Source organism: Brucella pituitosa (assembly GCF_965577835.1).
Lineage (GTDB): Bacteria > Pseudomonadota > Alphaproteobacteria > Rhizobiales > Rhizobiaceae > Brucella > Brucella pituitosa.
In genome coordinates, this window is the sequence record NZ_OZ264092.1 from 2,011,717 (window position 1) to 2,032,989 (window position 21,273).

Sequence of the window (21,273 nt, forward strand, 5' to 3'; positions counted from 1 at the left end):
CAACGAACGGGCGCTCATTACGTGCTTTTCCCCGGATTTGCAAGCGTTGAGACCGGCAAAAATCCACAAATACTTGACTTTTCAACCCGTGATGGGGCACATCGCGAGAAATTGTTGTTTAAAAAGAGGCATTCATGGCGGTAGCATTTACCTTTCCCGGACAGGGCAGCCAGGCAGTTGGTATGGGCAAGGCCCTTGCCGAGCAGTTCGCTGAAGCACGCGCTGTTTTCGAGGAAGTGGACGCGGCACTGGGCGAGAAACTCTCTGCCACGATGTTCGAAGGTCCGGAAGATGTTCTTACGCTGACGACCAATGCACAGCCAGCTCTTATGGCGGTTTCGATTGCCACACTGCGCGTTTTGGAAGCTCAGGGCTTTTCGCTCAAAGACAAGGTGGCCTATGTTGCCGGTCATTCGCTCGGCGAATATTCGGCACTTTGCGCTGCTGGTACATTCTCGCTGGCAGATACCGCCCGTCTCTTGCGCATTCGTGGCAATGCAATGCAGAAAGCTGTACCGGTCGGTGAAGGCGCAATGGCTGCCATCATCGGTCTTGAGCATAGCGATGTTGAAGCCATCTGCGCGGAAGCAAAAGCTTCCGGCTCGGTACAGATTGCAAATGATAACGGCGGCGGTCAGCTTGTGATCTCCGGCTCGAAGGCGGCTGTGGAGCTTGCTGCTTCGCTTGCATCTGAAAAAGGTGCCAAGCGCGCAATCATGCTCCCTGTTTCTGCACCTTTCCATTCGACACTGATGGCACCTGCTGCCGACGCGATGCGTGAAGCGCTTGCTCAAGTTGAAAAGCATAATCCGGTTGTGCCGCTCATCGCTAATGTGCGTGCAGCACCTGTGACGGATGCCAGTGAAATTGCCGATCTGCTGGTCGAGCAGGTCACGGGCCAGGTGCGCTGGCGCGAAACCGTTGAATGGTTTGCAGCCAATGGCGTCACTACGCTTTATGAAGTAGGTTCAGGCAAGGTTCTGACGGGTCTTGCGCGTCGCATCTCCAAAGATGTGACCGGCGTAACTGTTGGTTCAGCCGAAGAAATTGCGGCAGCGCTTGCTGCGCTTAATGCTTAAAGGATCCGAGATGTTTGATCTGACGGGCCGTAAGGCTCTTATTACTGGTGCGACCGGCGGTCTGGGCGAAGCAATTGCGCGTGCTCTTCATGCACAGGGCGCAATTGTTGGCCTGCATGGCACGCGCGAAGAAAAGCTGAAAGAACTGGCCGCAGAGCTCGGCGACCGTACTTTTATCTTCCCGGCCAACCTGTCCGACCGCGAAGCCGTCAAGGCGCTCGGTCAGAAGGCAGAGGAAGAAATGGGCGGCGTTGATATTCTCGTCAACAATGCCGGCATCACCCGCGACGGTCTTTTCGTACGCATGAGCGACGAAGACTGGGATGCGGTTCTCAACGTCAATCTGACTTCTGTGTTCAACCTGACGCGTGAACTGACCCACCCGATGATGCGCCGCCGCAAGGGCCGTATCATCAACATCACGTCGATTGTTGGCGTGACAGGCAATCCGGGTCAGGCCAATTATTGCGCTTCCAAAGCAGGTCTCATTGGTTTCTCGAAGTCTCTTGCACAGGAAATCGCAAGCCGCAATGTCACGGTCAACTGTGTAGCGCCCGGCTTTATCGAATCGGCGATGACGGACAAGCTGAACGAAAAGCAGAAGGAAGCCATCATGGGCAGCATCCCGATGAAGCGCATGGGTGTGGGTGGTGATATTGCTGCTGCAGTGGTTTATCTTGCAAGCGATGAAGCCGCATACGTCACAGGTCAGACCCTGCACATCAATGGTGGTATGGCTATGATTTAAAAGCCTTTTAAGGGCTCTTGAATCGGCATTTTACGGTATATAAAGTCTTAAAGTCGGGCTCTGAAAAGCAAAATGCGCTTTGCCTTGCTCAAGAAGCATGGTAATGCGCCCGACGAGAGTTTCGGCATTTCAATTGCGAGATGCCGTTTTCCTGTTCCGCAAGGAATATCCACAGGGTGATTGTCAGGGTGAGTAAACTCAAAACTTGGCAGACATCTTATAACTTGATTACAATCATGCATGCCGCTAACCAAGGCAGAGCAAGTTAACAACAGGTCGAGGTTCCGACATGAGCGATACCGCAGAGCGCGTCAAGAAAATCGTTGTTGAGCATCTGGGTGTAGATGCAGACAAGGTCACCGAAGGCGCGAGCTTCATTGATGATCTTGGTGCAGACAGCCTCGACACCGTCGAGCTCGTCATGGCTTTCGAAGAAGAATTTGGCGTTGAAATTCCTGACGACGCTGCAGAAACGATCCTCACGGTCGGCGACGCTGTGAAGTTCATCGATAAGGCTTCTGCCTAATCTGAGCTTTCGGGGCTGGGATTCTTTCGAATCCCGGCCCTGCTTGTCTTCTGGTCAGCGGTTGTACACAGTCGTCTGGAAGACATGAACTGCCATAGCCGGTTGTGGCTGCTGCGAGTTGCAGCCCGGTAATGTACCGGTGATCAAGATTGAGCATCGTCCGTATGAGGCATTTTTGCCTGCGGGATGTCTCCAACGAAGTTTATCAAATTTAAGGGGTGGATATGAGGCGTGTCGTCATCACCGGTCTTGGTCTGGTGTCGCCGCTTGCTAGCGGTGTCGAAGAGACCTGGAAGCGTCTTATTGCCGGTGAAAGCGGTGCTCGCCGCGTCACGGAATTTGAAGTTGATGATCTGGCTTGCCAGATCGCCTGCCGCATCCCCCTTGGTGATGGCTCTAATGGCACCTTCAATCCTGACCTCCACATGGAGCCGAAGGAACAGCGCAAGGTTGATCCATTTATCGTTTATGCCGTTGGTGCAGCCGATCAGGCACTGGATGATGCCAACTGGCATCCTGAAAGCGATGAAGATCAGGTTCGCACCGGCGTTTTGATCGGTTCGGGTATTGGTGGTATCGAAGGGATCGTCGAAGCTGGCTACACGCTGCGCGACAAAGGCCCACGCCGCATTTCACCTTTCTTCATTCCTGGGCGTCTGATCAACCTGGCTTCTGGCCATGTCTCGATCAAGCATGGACTTCGTGGTCCAAACCATTCGGTTGTAACTGCTTGCGCAACCGGTACGCACGCCATTGGCGACGCTGCCCGTCTGATCGCTTTCGGCGACGCAGACGTTATGGTTGCCGGTGGCACGGAATCGCCGGTCAGCCGCATTTCACTGGCAGGCTTTGCCGCCTGTAAGGCTCTGTCCACCAAGCGCAATGACGATCCAACCGCTGCATCGCGTCCATATGACAGTGACCGCGACGGTTTCGTCATGGGCGAGGGCGCGGGCGTTGTGGTTCTGGAAGAACTGGAACATGCGCTGGCACGTGGCGCAAAGATTTATGCTGAAGTGGTCGGTTATGGCCTGTCGGGCGATGCCTATCACATCACAGCTCCGACCGAGAGCGGTGAGGGCGCAGAACGTTGCATGGTTGCAGCTTTGAAGCGCGCAGACATCACGCCTGACCAGATCGATTATATCAATGCACATGGCACTTCGACCATGGCGGATACGATTGAACTGGGTGCGGTTGAGCGCGTTGTTGGCGATGCGGCGTCGAAGATTTCGATGTCCTCAACCAAGTCGTCGATTGGCCATCTGTTGGGTGCAGCCGGTGCGGCCGAAGCTATTTTCTCGACACTCGCGATCCGTGACAATATCGCACCGCCAACGTTGAACCTCGATAATCCCGCGGTTGAAACGAAGATTGATCTCGTGCCGCACAAAGCGCGTGAACGTAAGATCGACGTTGCCCTGTCGAATTCTTTCGGCTTCGGTGGCACTAACGCTTCGCTGGTTCTGCGCCGTTATTCTTGAGCGAATGAGCTTAAAAAATAGATCTATGCAAAAACGCGGGGATTTCTCCGCGTTTTTGCCAAAATATAACCCGATGCAATGTTTAAACTTGATAATTGCGTTTAGTGTGATCTGACAGAATTTGTTTGATTTGTATGCCCTTTCGCACGGGTTTCAGGACGAGGTGATGGTGTGAGTTCAGAAGAAAAACCCGGAACCAATCCTGCCGAGCAGCAGCCGCAAGCTGCAGCCACGCCCGAGCAAGCCGCGGCGAGCAAGCCCTTCGTGCCGAAATCCGCCTCTGAAGCCCTGCGTCCGGAACCTGGTACGCCGCCGCCGCGCAAGCGTTCACGCCATGCGCGCAGCCAGATCGTCGTCTTCATGAACTTCATGTTGTCGCTGATCGTGCTGGTATTGCTGGGCGCTTCGGCTCTGTTTTACTTCGGCAAGCTTCAGTTTGATTCCAAGGGGCCGCTGACCACCGAGACAACGTTCCTCGTCAAGCGCGGTGCTGGTGTTTCAGAAGTCTCCAACAGTCTTGAAGGCCGCGAAATCGTCAGTGATGCGCGTATTTTCCGCTATGGCATGCGTGCTTACGGTCATGAGAACGATCTGAAGGCTGGCGAATATTCGATCCCGGCCGGTGCGACCATGCGCGATGTGATGGAGCTTCTCATCAGCGGCAAGTCGATCATGTATCCGCTGACCATTCCTGAAGGCCTTACCGTCAAGCAGGTATTCGATCGTATTTCTGCCGACCCAATTCTGGCTGGCGACATGCCAAAAGATATGCCGTCCGAAGGTGGGCTGTTTACGGATACGCTCAATTTTACACGTGGCACAACGCGCGAAGAAATCATCAATCGCATGATTGCTTCGCAGCAGAAGCTGATTGATGACACGTGGGCAAAACGCCGTGCTGATCTGCCGGTCAAGGACAAGAACGAGTTTGTGACGCTGGCATCCATCGTCGAGAAGGAAACGGGCATCGCATCGGAACGTCCGCATGTGGCGTCTGTCTTCGTCAACCGTCTCAACAAGGGCATGCGTATCCAGTCCGACCCGACCATCATTTATGGTTTGTTCGGCGGTGCAGGCAAGCCTTCCGATCGCCCGATCTTCAAGTCGGACATCGAAAAGCCAACGCCATACAATACCTATGTCATCAACGGTCTGCCACCGACACCGATTGCCAACCCGGGCCGCGCAGCACTTGAGGCTGTGGCCAATCCGCTCGATACTGAAGATCTCTACTTCGTAGCAGATGGTACAGGCGGTCACGTCTTCGCCAAGACCCTGGCTGAACACAATGCCAATGTGCGCAAGTGGCGTGCGGTTGAGCAGGAAAAGAACCAGCTACAGCAGCAAAACACCGCCCAGTAATTGGGCGGTTTCTCACTTTGTGAATGCCGAAAAAAGGAATGTAAGCATGGCGCTCCAGAGCATGACAGGGTTTGCGCGCCACGCGATGCAGTATGGCGCAGCCGACAATGAAGCGCGCATCGTATGGGAAGTGCGCTCTGTGAACGGCAAGGGGCTGGATTTGCGCCTGCGTTTGCCGCAAGGACTGGAAGGTGCCGAGCATGCTGTTCGTTCGCTTTTGGCACGCTACTTTTCGCGCGGCAATTTTCAGGCGAGCCTTAATGTAGAGCGCGCAGAAGCTCAGGCTGGCTTTGTCATCAATCAGGCGATGCTTGATGAAGTGCTGAAGCTTGGCGCAGAACTACAAGCCAGACATGGGCTTGCTCCTGCAAGTGTTGATGGTATTCTCTCGCTGCGCGGTGTTATCGATCAGGCACAGGTGTCGGAAGATGACAATGCGCGCGCCGGTCTTGAAGCTGCGGTGATTGCGGCTTTTGAAGGTGCACTCAAGGCAATTGCCGAGGCTCGCACCCATGAAGGTCAGTCACTTTTCACCATCCTATCCGGGCATGTTGATGCGATCGAGCGTCTGACATCGGCGGCACGTAGCGACCCGTCGCGTAGCGTCGAAGCCATCCGGGCTCGTCTGGCAGGACAGGTATCGCTGTTGATGGATACGGGTCGCGATCTCGATGAGACGCGGCTTTATCAGGAAGCTGCATTTCTGGCGACCAAGGCGGACATTCAGGAAGAGCTGGATCGGCTTGAAACGCATGTCGCATCCGCACGCAAGTTGCTTGCAGATGGCGGTCCCATCGGGCGCAAGCTTGATTTTCTTTCACAGGAATTTAATCGCGAAGCGAATACATTGTGTTCAAAATCGAACGCAGCATCGATTACGGCAATCGGCCTTGAGCTGAAAGCAGTCGTCGATCAGTTTCGCGAACAGGTACAGAATCTGGAGTAACGGAAAATGGCCATCTCTTCGGTTGAACATGGCATTGCACGCAGAGGCCTTATGGTGGTGATTTCCTCGCCCTCAGGTGCTGGAAAATCCACAATTGCGCGGCAGTTGCTCAACGATCCGGACATGAAGCTTTCGCTGTCAATTTCCGTTACGACGCGCGAACGCCGTCAGAGCGAAATCAATGGCGTGCATTATCACTTCATCACCAAGCGGGAATTCGAGCGACTGCGCGACAATGACCAGCTGATTGAATGGGCGGAAGTGCACGGCAATTTCTATGGCACGCTGCGCCAGACGGCTGAGGAAGCACTGGCTGACGGTCAGGACATGCTGTTCGACATCGACTGGCAGGGCGCTGAGCAGTTGCAGGCAAAGATGCCTGCAGATGTGGTGTCTATTTTCATTCTGCCGCCGACCATGCGCGAATTGCAGAATCGCCTCAACCGCCGCGCGGAAGATACGGCGGACGTGATCGAGACACGGCTGCAGAATGCTCGTTTTGAAATCCAGAAATGGGTGAAATACGACTATATCGTCATCAATGAAGACCTTGAGCGCTCTTATTCGGGTATCAAAGGGATCATCGTTGCAGAACGCTTGCGCCGCGATCGTCGTCCGGGCCTGTTTGATTTTGTCACGGGACTTCTGGAAGAAGACCCTTCGGCTTAAGTAGCGGCTTTGGAAGCGGGGAGGACGGGGATTTGAGGCCAGTTGTTATCGTGACAGGCGGTAGCCGGGGTATTGGCGCTGCCACCGCAAGTCTCTTTGCCCGTGAAGGTTATGATGTCTGCATCAGTTATCTAAGCGATGCAGACGCAGCGCTTGGTATAGTCAAAACCTGCGAGGGTTTTGGTGCAAAAGCAATTGCTGTGCAGAGTGATGTGGCAAACCGCCAAAACGTTGAAGCCCTGTTTCTTGCTTGCGACAGGGAACTTGGGCCAGTTTCCTGTCTTGTGAATAATGCGGGCGTCATCGGACAGAATACCCGTATTCAGGGACTTCAGGACGAGGCACTCGAGCAAACATTCAGAACCAATGTTTTTGGATTGTTGTATTGCACGCAGGAAGCAACGCGTCGCATGTCGACCGCTAATGGTGGTGCAGGCGGCACGATTATCAATATTTCGTCTGTGGCTGCGGTTCTGGGAAGCCCCGGTGAGTATGTGCATTACGCCGCGTCGAAAGGTGCGGTTGAAACCATTTCAATCGGCGCAGGAAAAGAACTGGCACCGGAAGGCATCAGAGTGAATGCTATCCGGGTTGGCACGACCAATACGTCCATTCATGCATTGAGCGGAAACCCGGATAGGCCAGCAAGGATCGCTGCAATGACACCCATGGGGCGAATTGCCGAGCCGGAAGATATTGCGCAAACCGCGCTCTGGCTGGCTTCTGATAAATCAGGATTCGTTACGGGAACTGTGATTACAGTTGCGGGTGGGCTGAGTGCTTGATGCATTTGCATCAATTAAATGTTCAACAAAATCGAAATCGTATCGTCTTACCCGTGTGAAATTAATCTTGTGAAGCACGAGAAAACCAACAAACTAAAATTTTGGCAAATTTCTACGGTGAAGTAGTATAGATATGCTTGCATAGTATGGCGGGCGTGTGGAGATCGTTCGTTGAAAAGTTTTACTGAAAATCCAGAGCAATATCTAAAAGCAGTTCATAAAATGCTTATCGTGGAGAGGATAAATCAAGCCGCTAATGTTCTAGAACGCTCAACGGCGCAAGTTAGAGAGACCGGGTACGACAATTGGAATGGTGGGACACGGATATGGACACTCTATCTTTTGATTGGCCCGGCGGAGTACGCACGCTTAGGCACAAATCGCGAGCAATTAGAAGAGCAAATCTATAATCGGCTAGTCCCATTAATTGAGCAATTTAGCTCTGATTGGATTAATGTTAAAATTGCACCAAGCATAATTGATCAAGATGAACTGCACATCTCTAGAAATGAGATTTCTCAATCGGTCCGCAGAAACATCTTTGACGGTCTTCGTTTGGAATCAGTTTCTTGGAGTGGCAGGCTAGATGAAGTCGAGTTTTTGCAAAGACTCTATGATCTCAAGAAATTGCCTTCCTTTGATGGTCGCTTTCAAGATGCGTCAGGAGATATCTGGCAGCATAGAGTTAACAATTATGACTGGAGCGATGATTGGGTTTATGACGATTCCCGGCTAAATCTCTTGCATGGCTCCAATGAAGGTTTTCTGCGATTCTTGTGCGAGATTTTACATCCTGTTGTGCGCCCAGATCGTAACGAAGTTCTTAAGCTTGTTAAACAATTTAATGACCAACTCCGTCGCGACGGTTGGCATCTTGTAGAAGAAGAATTCATAGCAGGTAGACCGAGATTCACTGCCAAGAAGATTTACGACACCAGAGGCAGATCTGTCTCACGGGCTCGTACCGTTGCGGATGCCTTAGATGCGGCTTGGATGCAAAAAGAAATTGAGAGAATGGAACATTCCGTCGAGAGCGATCCGGCTCTAGCTATTGGGACGGCAAAGGACCTTGTTGAAACATGCTGCAAGACCATACTTAAACGACGTGGCGTTGTTGTTTCCAATAAGGCGGATATTCCTGATCTAACGAAACTCGTGGCAAAAGAACTTCGTCTTGTCCCAGAAGGTATATCTGATGAAGCTAAAGGTGCGGAAACTATCCGGCTATTACTCAGAAACCTTAGCGTTCTTACCAAATATATTGCCGAATTGAGAGGACTTTATGGTTCAGGGCATGGGCGCGAAGGCAAATACAGAGGCTTAGAGGCACGGCACGCGAGGCTTGCTGTTGGCGCAGCCGTAACTTTTATCGATTTTATAACTGAAACTTACCACACGCACGAACATAGGTCTGATAAACAATTAAAAGATGTGGACACTTAATACCCCAACTCTATTGAGAGCAGTATCCTCTACACACTCTCCAGTCTGATCTTTACCCGATCCGTATCAGCCACTAATTGCCGAAACGCCTCCAGAAATGGCTTGCCACCGAGCGTTTTTAGTTCTCTGAGCGCTTCTATATTCTTGAACACCAGCTCACATTCGCCGGGCCAGCCGGGGCCTCCCCATTGCACGCCGTCCCAGAATGAATCTAGTGTGTAACCGAAAGTTTCGGGATCCAGAGCGGGCACGATGTCGAGATAACGCTGCCAGAGTTCGTTGGGGGATTTTATGCCGGTACAGTCGATTTCATAGACCGGCTGCATCAGTCGACCAGAATGAGGATCGCATCCACGACGGCCAGCGTGAAGAGGAGGGCGATCATGGCTGCGGCTGCAATCACCATCATACGCTTTTGCCGGGAACGCTTTTCAGGCTGCTTTCCGCTCCAGTCATACGGCGTTTCAGGCATTATCTCCTCCGGCGTGATTTATCTCTTCAACCCGTCTCCATGGGGCCTGATCTTTATAAGCGTGCACATGACTGCGTCCGTCTGCAAGAGAAACCGTATCCTGAGCGCCATAAAATTTGCCGTCGGGGTATTCCATGACGATCAGCACTTCACATCCGCGCGCATCTTTATACACACCGCCTGTCTGGATTTTCAGTGCCATGTTTCAGTGACACGCCGGTTCCTTTAAGCCTTTAGCTGCTGAATGGCGATGCGGTTGCCTTCGCTATCGAGAATTTCGGCGACAAATCCGCCGTCCGGAAGGGCGGTCTTTGGAAACAGCAAATCACTGCCAATTGCGGTTGCGCGGGCAATGACCGCATCAATGTCGGTCACGCTGAAATAGATGATCGATCCGTTGACGGTCGGCACATAGACTTCGCCTTCGGCCAGCGCGCAGCTTGCCCCCTCCTTGCCTTCCTCAAAAGGGAAATAAGCCATACGGTTGCCATGGATTTCGACAATTTTGCCAAAACCAACACGAAAAACATCGGAATAAAACGCAATGGCACGGTCTATATCTGTAACCGGAATTTCGACATGGGCGATGATGTTCATATAGGCTCTCCCAACTTCAGCGCGACGTCTCGCTGGCTCTCTTGATGGAACCGAGAATTCTGTTCCGGATCAAGCCACTGACGGGGCGGATCAGATACCAATATGGCAGAAAACGAAGATGGCTGGTGCGGTCGGGACAGAATACCCGCGTTTCGGTGACAAGACGCGTTTTCCCGCCTTGTTCGGTTACGGTGAAGGTGAGCGCCAGCTTTGCAACGCCCGGCGTGCGGAAAGTCAGATAGGCCTCTGCGTTTTCGATTTTAAAGAGGCCGAAATCAGCCTTCCAGAATTGCCCTACAAGCCCATAAACCAGTGCCTGACCGGGTTGATGTTCGAGCAATGTAAACTCATGTAGGCCGAAGGGTTGTGAAACCGAGCTTTCACGCCCGCGCAGGCGTGCGATGGCGCGCATTGGCAATTCGCGCAAGCCTATCATGCTGCGGAAAAATACATCTGTCTCAGGCCGATAAGCAATGGCTGCCTGCAGGACTACCTCGGGCGAGGCGTTCACATCGCAGCCATGGATTTCGCTGAAGCCATATTCAGGCAGATATTTATCGATCAGTTGCATGGCGGAATTTTAAACCGCCGTACCGCCGACCGTAACCTGATCCATGCGCAGATGTGGCTGGCCCACACCTACTGGCACCCACTGTCCGCCCTTGCCGCAATTGCCGCTGCCGGTATCGAGCTTCATATCGTTGCCGATCATCGAAATGCGTTGCATGGCATCCGGACCATTGCCGATCAGCATCGCGCCCTTGATCGGTGCACCGATTTTGCCGTCTTCGATCATATAGGCTTCCGTGCAGCCAAAGACGAACTTGCCAGAGGTGATGTCCACCTGACCACCACCGAAGGAAACGGCATAAATGCCCTTCTTCATGGATGAGATGATCTCTTCCGGCGACTTGTCGCCTGACAGCATATAGGTGTTGGTCATGCGTGGCATTGGCGCATGCGCATAGGATTCACGGCGTCCGTTGCCAGTTGCTTTCATGCCCATCAGACGTGCATTCTGCCGGTCCTGCATGTAATTGACGAGCTTGCCATCCTCAATCAGCACCGTGCGATTGGTCGGTGTGCCTTCATCATCGATTGTGAGCGAACCACGACGTTCGGAAATAGTGCCGTCATCAACAACGGTCACACCTTTCGATGCCACCTGTTGTCCGAGCAGGCCAGCAAAGGCCGAAGTCTTCTTGCGGTTGAAATCACCTTCAAGGCCATGGCCCACAGCTTCGTGCAGCATTACACCCGGCCAGCCATTGCCCAGCACAATGTCATAGGTGCCAGCAGGGGCGGGGATTGCTTCGAGATTAACCAGCGCCTGACGCAAGGCTTCGTCTGCTACGCTCTGCCAGCTTTCAGTGGTGATGAAATCGCCAAAGCCTTTACGACCGCCAAGCGTATGCGAGCCGGATTCCTGGCGGTCGCCGTTGCCTGCAACGACGGACACGCTGAGCCGCACCATTGGGCGGATATCGCGGACGAAATGTCCGTCGGCGCGCAGAATCTCAACCTGCTGCCATGATCCGGCGATGGAAACAGATACCTGCCGAACTTTTGGGTCTTTCGCGCGCAGATAGGCGTCGATCTTTTGCAGGAGTTGGACTTTTGCATCAAATGTCGGCGAGCCGATTGGGTTCTCATCTGTATAAAGATGACGATTGGTGCCAGCGGGTGCTGCCGCATAGCTACCGCTGTGACCGCTTAGTGTGGCTGAAACAGCATCGGAAGCGCGCTTTAGTGCAGCAAGCGACAGATCGCCTGCATGAGCATAGCCGATGGCTTCGCCAGCCACGGCACGCAGGCCGAAACCTTGATCCTGATTGAACGAGCCGGTCTTGAGGCGCCCATTGTCGAAGACAAGCGCTTCCGCCTCGCGATACTCCATGAAGAGTTCGCCATCATCGCTGCCTTTCAGGCTCTGCGAAACAAGGCGTTCGATATCGTCACGGTTGGCGTCAAAGCTATCAATCAGGCTCTTCATAAAAATAATCCTGCGGCATGTGTTTGCCACAGGATGTAAGCGCTAAATCGGTTGAGAACAACCTTGAGATTATGGCAAAGCGTCGAAGCCTTCACCAAACCCTTTCAGATCTACGGGAATGCCGACGCCTTCTTCCGGTGTCTGGAAGACGATGAAGGTCGCAGACTTGCCGTTGCGGAAAGTGTTCAGCAGTTCGTCTTCAAGGATAACCTCTGCGTAGCAGCCGTCTTCAAAGCAACGCACGAAATAGGCGCGGCCGATATCCTTGCCGTCGACATTCAGGCCAAGACCATTCGGCAACAGTACACCGAGCGGCGCCAGAACACGCAAAATGCGAGCCTTGTTGTCGGCGGTCTTGAGGACAACGACCGAAAGGCCGAGTTCAGGGCGCTTGGCAGCAACCACATTCTGAATGAGCGCGCATTGCTCGGTCTTCGCACCGGCAGGCGTGTCGCAAAGGATCGCCCACGCGCCATGCTGCGACTTGAGTGTGCCGCTTTGCTGCGGTGTCGCAGATTGCGATTGCGAGGGGGCCTGTGTTGGTGCTGGAAGCTGCGTTGGTGTTTCCTGCGCCGCAGACGGCATTGTGGCGGCTGCGAATACCACAGCGGCACCCGTTGCGAGGATGGCAAGGCGCTGGAAAATCGAGCGGCGGGCGGATGTACGGAAAATCATGAAATCTCCAGATCGAATCACCGGGACGTTACCCTCAGAAACAGGCGGTGAAAAGCTATTGTCGCTTCCGAGCCATCATCGGAGTGTGATACCGGCATTGCATCCCAGATGCGTCCCCGGCAGTTGCATCCATTATCACGCGGCACGTTAGAGGAAACCTCTTGCTAAATCATGGCTTCATTATGTGTTTCTGTGGTTTTCCCAAGTTTTCCCAAGTTTAGCTGGTGTGGTTTACGGATTTGAAGTTCCTGAACGCAGATGCCATCCAAATGATAGGAACTTCAAATCCACCACACTAGTGCCTGTGAAGCTTTCTTGAATGATCGGGATGCGTGGCTCTGACGCAGGGTTGCGCGCAAAAATGCCGCACAGGAACATATTCGCCTTCCTTGCGGTGTGCGTTAAGGTGTGGTTTGAACGCTGACGGGGGATACGGCCGTCTAAACGTCCGGCGTCCAGCCTGAAAGGGCGAAAAGGGAGAGAGTTCTGGTGGATAAAATTGTTGCCACAACGAGGGGTGCCGTCGTTGGTGCTTTCGCATTGCTGTGGACGAGCGGTGCCGCTTTTGCGGATCAGCCGCGTCCATGGGAGATAAGATTTCAAGAAGCTGCGACGGGTATTGCCGAGCAGATTCATTGGTTTGAGCGCTATACGCTCTGGTTTATCATTCCAATCACATTGCTGGTTCTGGCTTTGCTTATCTGGTGCGTGATTAAGTTCCGCGCGAGCGCAAATCCAAACCCGTCCAAGACCAGCCACAACACGGCGGTCGAAGTGGTCTGGACCGTGGGTCCGGTGATCATTCTGCTTTTCTTAGCAGTGCCGTCATTTCAGCTTCTGACAGCGCAATATTCGCCCGAAGATCCGACGTTGACGGTCAAGGCTACGGGCTATCAGTGGTACTGGGGTTACGAATATCAGACCGAAACGCCGGTCAGCTTTGATTCGCTCATTCTCAAGGATGCGGACCGTGCAGCTGCCGGCAAGGAAGACCGCGCTCGTTATCCGCGTCTTTTGACTGTCGATAATGAAGTCGTCGTGCCGATTGGTGAGACAGTGCGTCTTCTGGTAACAGCTGCCGACGTGATCCATTCCTGGACTATTCCGGCTTTCGGCGTGAAAATGGATGCCGTACCGGGTCGTATCAATGAGGCCTGGTTCAAAGCTGACAAGGAAGGCCTGTATTACGGCCAGTGCTCCGAGCTCTGCGGCAAGGATCATGCCTTTATGCCTATCGCCGTTCGTGTCGTATCGAAAGAACGTTATGACACCTGGTTGACGGCTGCGGCCTCGGATGTTCCGGGTGCGAACAAGGCGCTTCAAGCCGATCTTGAAGGCGATGCAAACGATAAAGTGGCTGCGGCGGGTCTTTAAAGACTTCGATACGCAAGACTGTTGAAAAACGGGAGCGAATTCCATGGCTGGCACAGCAGCTCACGAGCATGGAGCCCATGACGACCACAAGCCAAAAGGCTGGGTACGCTGGGTTTACTCGACTAATCATAAAGACATCGGTACTCTGTACCTGATCTTCGCAATCATTGCCGGCATTATTGGCGGCGCGCTGTCTATCGCGATGCGTGCTGAGCTTCAGGAGCCTGGCATCCAGATTTTCCATGGTCTGGCACAAATGGTTTATGGTGTTGAGGGCGATGCGGCTCTCGATGCTGGCAAGCATATGTTCAACGTGTTCACTTCGGCGCACGCTCTGGTCATGATCTTCTTCATGGTGATGCCCGCGCTGATCGGTGGTTTCGCCAACTGGATGATTCCGCTGATGATTGGTGCGCCTGATATGGCGTTTCCACGTATGAACAATATTTCGTTCTGGCTTCTGCCGCCTGCACTTACGCTTCTCCTGATCTCGCTGTTCATGCCAGGTCCGGCTGGCGGTTGGGGGCCGGGTGGTGGCTGGACGCTCTATCCGCCGCTTTCGACATCCGGTCAGCCTGGACCTGCAGTGGATTTCGCCATTCTGGCTCTGCATATTTCAGGCGCGTCATCGATTCTCGGCGCAATCAACTTCATCACGACAATCCTCAACATGCGCGCTCCGGGCATGACGCTGCACAAGATGCCGCTCTTCGCCTGGGCTGTGCTTGTAACGGCGTTCCTGCTGCTGTTGTCGCTTCCGGTTCTGGCTGGTGGCATCACCATGCTGCTTACCGATCGCAACTTCGGCACGACTTTCTTCACGCCAGACGGTGGCGGTGATCCGATCCTCTACCAGCATCTGTTCTGGTTCTTCGGTCACCCTGAAGTGTATATTCTGATCCTGCCGGGCTTCGGTATTGTCAGCCACATCATTTCGACCTTCTCGCGTAAGCCGGTATTCGGTTATCTCGGCATGGCATATGCGATGGTTGCCATTGGCGTTGTCGGCTTCGTCGTCTGGGCGCACCACATGTATACGGTCGGTCTGTCGCTCGACACGCAGCGCTACTTCGTCTTCGCGACGATGGTTATTGCGGTTCCGACGGGTATCAAGATCTTCTCCTGGATCGCGACGATGTGGGGCGGATCGTTGACCTTCCGTGCGCCGATGCTTTGGGCGATTGGCTTCATTTTCCTGTTCACTGTTGGTGGTGTTACGGGCGTCCAGCTCGCCAATGCCGGTCTCGACCGCGCGCTGCATGACACCTATTACGTTGTGGCACACTTCCATTACGTGCTGTCGCTGGGTGCAGTGTTCGCGATCTTCGCGGGCTGGTATTACTGGTTCCCGAAGATGAGCGGCTATATGTATGACGAATTCACCGCGAAGCTGCACTTCTGGGTCACCTTCATCGGTGTTAATCTCGTCTTCTTCCCGCAGCACTTCCTTGGTCTTGCCGGTATGCCACGTCGTTATATCGACTATCCGGATGCCTATGCAGGCTGGAACATGGTGTCGTCTTACGGCTCCTACATTTCGGGCTTTGCCGTGCTGATCTTCCTCTACAATGTCTTCGAGGCATTCGCGAAGAAGCGTGAAGCGGGTGCAAACCCTTGGGGTGAAGGCGCAACGACGCTGGAATGGCAGCTTTCTTCGCCTCCGCCGTTCCACCAGTGGGAACAACTGCCGCGTATAAAGTAATTGTGCAAAGGGCGATCCCTGAAAGGGGTTCGCCCTCGCGCAAAACTGTGATATGTGCGGGCGGCATTCAGATCCGTCCATAGCCGGTTGACGTTCAGGAACGACGCTTCCGATCGGAGTGAATGCATCTCCGGGAGGTAAAAGTCGTAGTGGATTGCTGGTGTGTGCTCTGGGCCGAGCACAGCGCCAGTCCGGTGAATTCGAGGTTGTTGAAGTTAATGTCTCTGGTGGAAAAAAACACGGTTTCCGACGACGCATTCGCTCTTTCAGAGGCGACTGCACGGGATTACCTTGTCCTGCTGAAGCCGCGTGTCATGTCGCTGGTGGTGTTCACCGGGCTTGTCGGCCTGGTGCTTGCGCCCGGCCATATGAACCCGATTCTGGCTGCGATCAGCATTCTCTGCATTGCGGTTGGTGCTGGCGCATCTGGCGCACTCAATATGTGGTACGATGCCGATATCGATGCGGTGATGAAGCGCACCCGTAATCGGCCGATCCCTGCTGGTGTGATCGCGCCCAATCAGGTTTTGGCTTTCGGCCTGACTTTGTCGGTCTTTTCGGTCATCACACTTGGTTTGATGGTCAACTGGCTCTCTGCGGCTCTTCTTGCCTTCACCATTTTCTTCTACGCCGTCATCTATACGATGTGGCTCAAGCGCTCGACACCGCAGAACATCGTTATTGGTGGTGCGGCTGGTGCTTTCCCACCGATGATCGGTTGGGCTGCGGCAACAGGCGAGATCACGTGGGACAGCGTCGTTCTGTTCATGATTATCTTCCTGTGGACGCCGCCGCATTTCTGGGCACTCTCGTTGTTTTCAAGCAATGATTACGAAGCTGCACGCATTCCGATGATGCCGAATGTGAAGGGCGAACTCTCAACCCGTCGACAGGCAATGTTCTACGCCGTGATCATGGCACCGGTTGGCGTTCTACCGTACATAATGGGCTTTGCTGGCATCACTTACGGGGTGATTTCCACGCTGCTCGGTCTGGCATTTGTCTACTATGCATGGCGTATGTGGGTCGCGGAAAGCCATACGCAGATGCTGCTTGCTGCACGCAAACTGTTCCGCTTCTCGCTGATTTACTTGTCGGCGGTATTCGCGGTTCTGCTCGTGGAAGCGCTGGCAATCAGGCTGCTGACAGCCTTTGGAGTGATTTGATGGATAATTCCGTACAGAAGCCGCATCGCGAGGAACTGGAACTGGTTACACCAACTGCGCAGCAGCGAAAAGCTCAGCGTAACCGTTCCTGGGGGCTTGCTATTGCTTTGGCTCTGTTCGTCGTCCTCGTCTACGTGGGCACAATGGCCAAGCTGGGAGCGAATGCTCTGGTGCGTCCGTTCTAATTTTTAAGTGGACTGATAAAGGGTTCGATCTGGGAGGATGGAATGGCAGATCAGCAGAAGGTTGACGAAAAGCAGAAACGCCTTAATCGCTCCAATCGTACCGTTGCGATCGCGTGCCTGTCTTTCTTTGTCTGCATGATTGGCGCAGCTTATGCCTCTGTGCCGCTCTATCGTATTTTCTGTCAGGTGACAGGCTATGGCGGCACGACGCAACGCGCCGAGCAATATTCCGATACTATTCTCGACAAGACGATGAAGGTGCGTTTCGACGCCAATACGGCCAATGGCCTGCCTTGGGATTTCAAGCCGGTTGAGCGCGAAGTGACTGTGCGCATCGGCGAAACCACCATGATAAAATATGAGGCGCGCAACCTCTTTGACGAACCGACTTATGGCCGCGCGAGTTTCAATGTCGCTCCAGGTCGTGCAGGTGCTTATTTCAACAAGGTCGAGTGTTTCTGCTTCACCGATACGACTTTGCAGCCGGGTGAAGACATGGAAATGCCAGTTGTTTTCTTCGTTGATCCTGAGATCGTCAACGACCCGGACCTGAAGGATGTGAAGACGATCACGCTGTCCTACACGTTCTTCCCGATTGATAAGCCAAAGCCTGTTGCAAATGCCAAAGTGGCACCGACGGGTAATAACGGAAGCTGAATGTAGAGAATAACGCGGCACACAATGCCGCAAAGACAAAAGAGCCAAGCGGCTCTATGTTGCGATACTAAGGGATTTGTCTGAGATTCTTTTGGGGAACTTAGACAGGAAGGCACAGAGAGGAGCCTTGGGGAGAGACATGGCTGACGTTCACGAGAAAAATCACGATTATCACATTATAGCGCCAAGCCCATGGCCGTTTCTAAGTTCGGTTGGCGCTTTCGTGCTCGCCATCGGCGGTATCGCCTGGATGCGCTATATCAATTCCGGCGAGCTTAAGTTCTTCGGTCTGAACATTGTTACGCCATGGATTTTCTTCATCGGCCTCGCGATCGTTCTTTACTGCATGTACGCTTGGTGGGCAGACACCATCAAGGAAGGCCACGAAGGCCATCACACGCGCGTCGTGTCGCTGCATCTGCGCTATGGCATGATCATGTTCATTGCCTCGGAAGTCATGTTCTTCGCAGCATGGTTCTGGGCGTTCTTTGATGCGAGCCTTTTCCCGAACGAAGTGCATCAGGTTGCGCGCGCTGAATTTACCGGTGGTCAGTGGCCTCCGAAGGGCATCGAGGTGCTCGATCCGCTGCATCTGCCGCTCTACAACACCGTTATCCTGCTGCTCTCAGGTACGACACTGACCTGGGCGCACCATGCTTTGCTCCACAAGGATCGCAAGGGCATGATCACAGGTCTTGCGCTGACGGTTGTTTTGGGCGTGCTGTTCTCGTTCGTTCAGGCCTATGAATACATCCACGCACCATTCGAGTTCAAAGACTCGATCTATGGCGCGACTTTCTTCATGGCAACCGGTTTCCACGGCTTCCACGTCATCATCGGAACGATCTTCCTTTTGGTTATCCTGTTCCGCGCGATGGGTGGTGATTTCACACCTGAACGCCATTTCGGGTTCGAAGCGGCTGCATGGTACTGGCACTTCGTGGACGTTGTCTGGCTGTTCCTGTTCTTCACGATTTACGTGTGGGGCGGTTGGGGCGCACCAATGCACGGCGGCTGATTTATCGGTTGTCAAGATTGCAGGGCGGCCTTGGAAACATGGCCGCCTTTTGTTTGTCTGGTAAACAGAACGAAGCTGCTTTTGCGATTACGAAAAGAAGATGATTTAGATGGGAGCATGCAATGTCCGATCACAATCTTTATCCGCTGGTCGATCCGATCAAAAGCGGGATCACTGGACATTGTCCTCGCTGCGGCGAAGGGAAGCTGTTTAATGGCTTTCTGACAGTCGCCCCCAAATGCCGAGCTTGCGGGTTGGATTATTCCTTTGCAGATTCTGGCGATGGTCCTGCCGCTTTCGTTATTCTCATTATCGGTTTTATAGTGGTTGGTGCAGCCTTGTGGATGGAGGTCAATTACGGACCGCCGCTCTGGGTCCATTTCATTCTGTGGGTGCCTCTGGCCATCATCTTAAGCCTTGTTGCCATGCGCAGCATCAAGGGTATTCTGATCAATATGCAATATCGCAACAAGGCGTCTCAGGGGCGTCTGGATGATGGCAAATGACCGAAGTACAAAAGTCGCAGCGGTTTCCATGGGGGATACTGATTGCATCCCTTATCGCTTTTGTGATCCTGCTCGGACTGGGGACATGGCAGGTTGAGCGGCTGCAATGGAAAGAAGCCCTGCTTGCTTCCACACAAGAGCGGGTTCATGAACCCCCGCTTCCTTTGGCCGAAATGGAGAAAATCTATCGCGAAGAAGGAACGGTTGAATACCGGCCTGTGACGGTTTCGGGCACTTTCATGCATCAGGGCGAGCGGCATTTTCTTTCGACCTATGACGGCAAGCCGGGCTTTAATGTCTATACGCCGCTAATGCTTGAAGATGGCCGATTTGTCCTCGTTAATCGTGGGTTTGTGCCTTATGAGAAAAAGGATGCCGAAACTCGCCTCGATGGGCAATTGGATGGCCCGGTGACGGTTACCGGACTGGCCCGCGATCCATTAAGCGCCAAGCCCGGCTATTTTGTTCCAGACAACGATATTGCCAAGAATATCTTCTATTGGAAGGATTGGTCGGCCATGGCTGAAAGCGCGGATATTCCGTCGCTTGACGATGCGGTCCCGTTCTTTATCGATGCAGACAACAAACCGAATTTTGGTGGCTTACCGGTTGGCGGCGTCACGATCATCGATTTTCCCAACAACCATCTGCAATATGCAGTCACGTGGTATGGGCTTGCTTTGGCGCTGTTAGGGGTTGTCGGAACGTGGTTCTGGCGTTATCGAAAGATGGATAAGGGTTGACAAAGGTCTCGTTGCAGCCCAACTCCGGCCCTATATAACTATTCGCGCCCCATGCCGAACCCAGCGAGCACGATTTATGACTGATACACGTCCCCCTCTGGAAATCCGTCTTTGCGGCCCGCGTGGTTTTTGCGCGGGCGTTGACCGGGCGATCCAGATCGTCGTGCTGGCATTGAAGAAATATGGTGCTCCGGTCTATGTGCGCCACGAGATCGTGCATAATCGCTATGTTGTTGAAGGCCTGCAGTCACGCGGCGCAATTTTTGTCGAAGAACTCGATGAAATTCCGGCAGAACATCGCGATCAGCCTGTGGTCTTTTCTGCCCATGGTGTACCAAAGTCGGTGCCTGCTGATGCGGAAGCCAAGAACCTTTTTTATCTTGATGCGACCTGTCCTCTGGTTTCCAAGGTTCACAAACAGGCGATGCGCCATCAGCGCCTTGGCCGTCATGTGATCCTGATTGGCCATTCCGGCCATCCCGAAGTGATCGGCACGATGGGGCAATTGCCTGACGGAACCGTGACGCTCATCGAGACAGTTGAAGACGCGCGCAAGATCGAGTTTACCGATCCGGATAATCTTGGCTTCGTTACACAGACGACGCTTTCGGTTGATGATACTGCGGGTATTATCCAGGAGTTGCAGCAGCGTTTCCCAAACCTGACCGCACCGGCTGCAGAATCCATCTGTTATGCCACGACAAATCGTCAGGATGCGGTGCGCGCAGCCGCTCCCGGTTGCGATCTCTTCCTCATTGTGGGTGCTCCGAACTCATCCAATTCCAAGCGCCTTGTCGAAGTAGCTGAAAAGGCTGGCGCGGGCATGTCGATGCTCGTGCAGCGCGCAAGCGACATCGAATGGGACAAAGTCGGCGATATTTCAGTGGTTGGTCTTTCGGCTGGCGCATCTGCGCCTGAAATCATCGTCGATGAGATCATGGATGCCTTCAAGGCGCGCTTCACTGTCAAAATCGAACTGGCAGAAACGATAATCGAAACCGAAAACTTCCTTGTAAATCGTGAAATACGCGATGTGGAGCTGACGGTGCAGGATATGGCATTCGTCAACGGTGAAAACCGGGTGGTCGGCATACCGAAATTAGAGCGCATCCCGAAAACAGCATAACGGTTTTCGGATAAGAT

At 53.4% G+C, this 21,273-nt stretch carries 25 protein-coding genes; 18 read left to right on the forward strand and 7 right to left on the reverse strand.

The window, feature by feature from the left end:
• The first annotated feature begins 134 nt into the window (after positions 1-134).
• The 9 genes from fabD (at position 135) to ACSME1_RS09690 (ending at position 9,042) form a co-directional block, all read left to right on the forward strand.
• On the forward strand, positions 135-1,079 hold the full coding sequence (fabD, locus tag ACSME1_RS09650) for an ACP S-malonyltransferase (RefSeq protein WP_024896182.1): 945 nt from the start codon (positions 135-137) through the stop codon (positions 1,077-1,079).
• A gap of 10 nt (positions 1,080-1,089) precedes the next feature.
• Positions 1,090-1,827 carry a 3-oxoacyl-[acyl-carrier-protein] reductase gene (gene fabG / locus ACSME1_RS09655; RefSeq protein ID WP_024896183.1) on the forward strand — a complete coding sequence of 246 codons (738 nt, stop codon included), beginning with the start codon at positions 1,090-1,092 and terminating at the stop codon, positions 1,825-1,827.
• A 289-nt stretch (positions 1,828-2,116) separates the two neighbouring features.
• A complete protein-coding gene (locus ACSME1_RS09660; RefSeq protein WP_002963616.1) occupies positions 2,117-2,353 on the forward strand; it encodes an acyl carrier protein in 237 nt (78 codons plus the stop codon).
• Between the two features lie 224 nt (positions 2,354-2,577).
• Positions 2,578-3,837 (forward strand): beta-ketoacyl-ACP synthase II, encoded by a 1,260-nt coding sequence (fabF, locus tag ACSME1_RS09665; protein WP_024896184.1) that lies wholly within the window; start codon positions 2,578-2,580, stop codon positions 3,835-3,837.
• A gap of 171 nt (positions 3,838-4,008) precedes the next feature.
• Positions 4,009-5,199, forward strand: coding sequence for an endolytic transglycosylase MltG (gene mltG, locus ACSME1_RS09670; protein WP_024896185.1), 1,191 nt, complete (start codon positions 4,009-4,011; stop codon positions 5,197-5,199).
• Positions 5,200-5,245: 46 nt separating this feature from the next.
• Positions 5,246-6,145: a YicC/YloC family endoribonuclease gene (locus ACSME1_RS09675; RefSeq protein ID WP_024896186.1), complete on the forward strand. Its 900-nt coding sequence runs from the start codon at positions 5,246-5,248 to the stop codon at positions 6,143-6,145.
• Positions 6,146-6,151: 6 nt separating this feature from the next.
• Positions 6,152-6,814 (forward strand): guanylate kinase, encoded by a 663-nt coding sequence (gene gmk / locus ACSME1_RS09680; RefSeq protein WP_036566699.1) that lies wholly within the window; start codon positions 6,152-6,154, stop codon positions 6,812-6,814.
• 32 nt (positions 6,815-6,846) lie between these two features.
• The gene (locus tag ACSME1_RS09685; RefSeq protein ID WP_024896188.1) at positions 6,847-7,599 is read left to right on the forward strand and encodes an SDR family oxidoreductase; all 753 of its coding nucleotides are present in this window, start codon (positions 6,847-6,849) and stop codon (positions 7,597-7,599) included.
• Positions 7,600-7,770: 171 nt separating this feature from the next.
• Positions 7,771-9,042 carry an abortive infection family protein gene (locus ACSME1_RS09690; RefSeq protein WP_036566700.1) on the forward strand — a complete coding sequence of 424 codons (1,272 nt, stop codon included), beginning with the start codon at positions 7,771-7,773 and terminating at the stop codon, positions 9,040-9,042.
• A 29-nt stretch (positions 9,043-9,071) separates the two neighbouring features.
• Here ACSME1_RS09690 and ACSME1_RS09695 read toward each other — a convergent pair whose 3' ends face one another.
• From ACSME1_RS09695 to ACSME1_RS09725, 7 genes are all read right to left on the reverse strand, one after another.
• A complete protein-coding gene (locus tag ACSME1_RS09695) occupies positions 9,072-9,368 on the reverse strand; it encodes a hypothetical protein (RefSeq protein WP_024896190.1) in 297 nt (98 codons plus the stop codon).
• On the reverse strand, positions 9,368-9,514 hold the full coding sequence (locus tag ACSME1_RS09700; protein ID WP_157803353.1) for a hypothetical protein: 147 nt from the start codon (positions 9,512-9,514) through the stop codon (positions 9,368-9,370). The genes ACSME1_RS09695 and ACSME1_RS09700 overlap by 1 nt, the downstream gene beginning before the upstream one ends.
• Complete coding sequence (locus tag ACSME1_RS09705; RefSeq protein WP_024896191.1) at positions 9,507-9,716, reverse strand: hypothetical protein; 210 nt, start codon at positions 9,714-9,716, stop codon at positions 9,507-9,509. The genes ACSME1_RS09700 and ACSME1_RS09705 overlap by 8 nt, the downstream gene beginning before the upstream one ends.
• Positions 9,717-9,739: 23 nt before the next feature.
• Entirely contained in the window at positions 9,740-10,111 is a 372-nt protein-coding gene (locus ACSME1_RS09710; RefSeq protein ID WP_024896192.1) for a VOC family protein, read from the reverse strand.
• A gap of 16 nt (positions 10,112-10,127) precedes the next feature.
• Positions 10,128-10,682, reverse strand: coding sequence for a hypothetical protein (locus ACSME1_RS09715; RefSeq protein ID WP_036566703.1), 555 nt, complete (start codon positions 10,680-10,682; stop codon positions 10,128-10,130).
• 9 nt (positions 10,683-10,691) lie between these two features.
• Entirely contained in the window at positions 10,692-12,104 is a 1,413-nt protein-coding gene (gene tldD / locus ACSME1_RS09720) for a metalloprotease TldD (protein WP_024896193.1), read from the reverse strand.
• A gap of 69 nt (positions 12,105-12,173) precedes the next feature.
• Positions 12,174-12,779: an invasion associated locus B family protein gene (locus tag ACSME1_RS09725; RefSeq protein WP_024896194.1), complete on the reverse strand. Its 606-nt coding sequence runs from the start codon at positions 12,777-12,779 to the stop codon at positions 12,174-12,176.
• A gap of 489 nt (positions 12,780-13,268) precedes the next feature.
• Between ACSME1_RS09725 and coxB the strand changes: the two genes are divergently transcribed.
• The 9 genes from coxB (at position 13,269) to ispH (ending at position 21,256) form a co-directional block, all read left to right on the forward strand.
• Positions 13,269-14,153 (forward strand): cytochrome c oxidase subunit II, encoded by an 885-nt coding sequence (gene coxB / locus ACSME1_RS09730; protein ID WP_024896195.1) that lies wholly within the window; start codon positions 13,269-13,271, stop codon positions 14,151-14,153.
• A 43-nt stretch (positions 14,154-14,196) separates the two neighbouring features.
• Positions 14,197-15,855 (forward strand): cytochrome c oxidase subunit I, encoded by a 1,659-nt coding sequence (ctaD, locus tag ACSME1_RS09735; RefSeq protein WP_024896196.1) that lies wholly within the window; start codon positions 14,197-14,199, stop codon positions 15,853-15,855.
• 218 nt (positions 15,856-16,073) lie between these two features.
• On the forward strand, positions 16,074-17,021 hold the full coding sequence (gene cyoE, locus ACSME1_RS09740) for a heme o synthase (protein ID WP_024896197.1): 948 nt from the start codon (positions 16,074-16,076) through the stop codon (positions 17,019-17,021).
• Complete coding sequence (locus ACSME1_RS09745) at positions 17,021-17,206, forward strand: hypothetical protein (protein ID WP_024896198.1); 186 nt, start codon at positions 17,021-17,023, stop codon at positions 17,204-17,206. The genes cyoE and ACSME1_RS09745 overlap by 1 nt, the downstream gene beginning before the upstream one ends.
• A gap of 42 nt (positions 17,207-17,248) precedes the next feature.
• The gene (locus ACSME1_RS09750) at positions 17,249-17,863 is read left to right on the forward strand and encodes a cytochrome c oxidase assembly protein (RefSeq protein ID WP_024896199.1); all 615 of its coding nucleotides are present in this window, start codon (positions 17,249-17,251) and stop codon (positions 17,861-17,863) included.
• 139 nt (positions 17,864-18,002) lie between these two features.
• Positions 18,003-18,881 carry a cytochrome c oxidase subunit 3 gene (locus ACSME1_RS09755; protein WP_024896200.1) on the forward strand — a complete coding sequence of 293 codons (879 nt, stop codon included), beginning with the start codon at positions 18,003-18,005 and terminating at the stop codon, positions 18,879-18,881.
• A 122-nt stretch (positions 18,882-19,003) separates the two neighbouring features.
• Positions 19,004-19,387: a DUF983 domain-containing protein gene (locus tag ACSME1_RS09760; protein WP_105705319.1), complete on the forward strand. Its 384-nt coding sequence runs from the start codon at positions 19,004-19,006 to the stop codon at positions 19,385-19,387.
• A complete protein-coding gene (locus tag ACSME1_RS09765; protein ID WP_100559550.1) occupies positions 19,384-20,130 on the forward strand; it encodes an SURF1 family protein in 747 nt (248 codons plus the stop codon). The genes ACSME1_RS09760 and ACSME1_RS09765 overlap by 4 nt, the downstream gene beginning before the upstream one ends.
• 76 nt (positions 20,131-20,206) lie before the next feature.
• Positions 20,207-21,256, forward strand: a complete 1,050-nt coding sequence (gene ispH / locus ACSME1_RS09770) for a 4-hydroxy-3-methylbut-2-enyl diphosphate reductase (protein WP_024896203.1) — start codon at positions 20,207-20,209, stop codon at positions 21,254-21,256.
• Positions 21,257-21,273: the final 17 nt, after the last annotated feature.

Bases quoted from the DNA above. Each gene is read 5' to 3' on its own strand.
- fabD (WP_024896182.1), top strand. From the start codon at position 135: ATGGCGGTAGCATTTACCTTTCCCGGACAGGGCAGCCAGGCAGTTGGT.
- fabG (WP_024896183.1), top strand. From the start codon at position 1,090: ATGTTTGATCTGACGGGCCGTAAGGCTCTTATTACTGGTGCGACCGGC.
- ACSME1_RS09660 (WP_002963616.1), top strand. From the start codon at position 2,117: ATGAGCGATACCGCAGAGCGCGTCAAGAAAATCGTTGTTGAGCATCTG.
- fabF (WP_024896184.1), top strand. From the start codon at position 2,578: ATGAGGCGTGTCGTCATCACCGGTCTTGGTCTGGTGTCGCCGCTTGCT.
- ACSME1_RS09675 (WP_024896186.1), top strand. From the start codon at position 5,246: ATGGCGCTCCAGAGCATGACAGGGTTTGCGCGCCACGCGATGCAGTAT.
- gmk (WP_036566699.1), top strand. From the start codon at position 6,152: ATGGCCATCTCTTCGGTTGAACATGGCATTGCACGCAGAGGCCTTATG.
- ACSME1_RS09695 (WP_024896190.1), bottom strand. From the start codon at position 9,368: ATGCAGCCGGTCTATGAAATCGACTGTACCGGCATAAAATCCCCCAAC.
- ACSME1_RS09700 (WP_157803353.1), bottom strand. From the start codon at position 9,514: ATGCCTGAAACGCCGTATGACTGGAGCGGAAAGCAGCCTGAAAAGCGT.
- ACSME1_RS09705 (WP_024896191.1), bottom strand. From the start codon at position 9,716: ATGGCACTGAAAATCCAGACAGGCGGTGTGTATAAAGATGCGCGCGGA.
- ACSME1_RS09710 (WP_024896192.1), bottom strand. From the start codon at position 10,111: ATGAACATCATCGCCCATGTCGAAATTCCGGTTACAGATATAGACCGT.
- ACSME1_RS09715 (WP_036566703.1), bottom strand. From the start codon at position 10,682: ATGCAACTGATCGATAAATATCTGCCTGAATATGGCTTCAGCGAAATC.
- tldD (WP_024896193.1), bottom strand. From the start codon at position 12,104: ATGAAGAGCCTGATTGATAGCTTTGACGCCAACCGTGACGATATCGAA.
- ACSME1_RS09725 (WP_024896194.1), bottom strand. From the start codon at position 12,779: ATGATTTTCCGTACATCCGCCCGCCGCTCGATTTTCCAGCGCCTTGCC.
- ctaD (WP_024896196.1), top strand. From the start codon at position 14,197: ATGGCTGGCACAGCAGCTCACGAGCATGGAGCCCATGACGACCACAAG.
- cyoE (WP_024896197.1), top strand. From the start codon at position 16,074: ATGTCTCTGGTGGAAAAAAACACGGTTTCCGACGACGCATTCGCTCTT.
- ACSME1_RS09745 (WP_024896198.1), top strand. From the start codon at position 17,021: ATGGATAATTCCGTACAGAAGCCGCATCGCGAGGAACTGGAACTGGTT.
- ACSME1_RS09750 (WP_024896199.1), top strand. From the start codon at position 17,249: ATGGCAGATCAGCAGAAGGTTGACGAAAAGCAGAAACGCCTTAATCGC.
- ACSME1_RS09755 (WP_024896200.1), top strand. From the start codon at position 18,003: ATGGCTGACGTTCACGAGAAAAATCACGATTATCACATTATAGCGCCA.
- ACSME1_RS09760 (WP_105705319.1), top strand. From the start codon at position 19,004: ATGTCCGATCACAATCTTTATCCGCTGGTCGATCCGATCAAAAGCGGG.
- ACSME1_RS09765 (WP_100559550.1), top strand. From the start codon at position 19,384: ATGACCGAAGTACAAAAGTCGCAGCGGTTTCCATGGGGGATACTGATT.
- ispH (WP_024896203.1), top strand. From the start codon at position 20,207: ATGACTGATACACGTCCCCCTCTGGAAATCCGTCTTTGCGGCCCGCGT.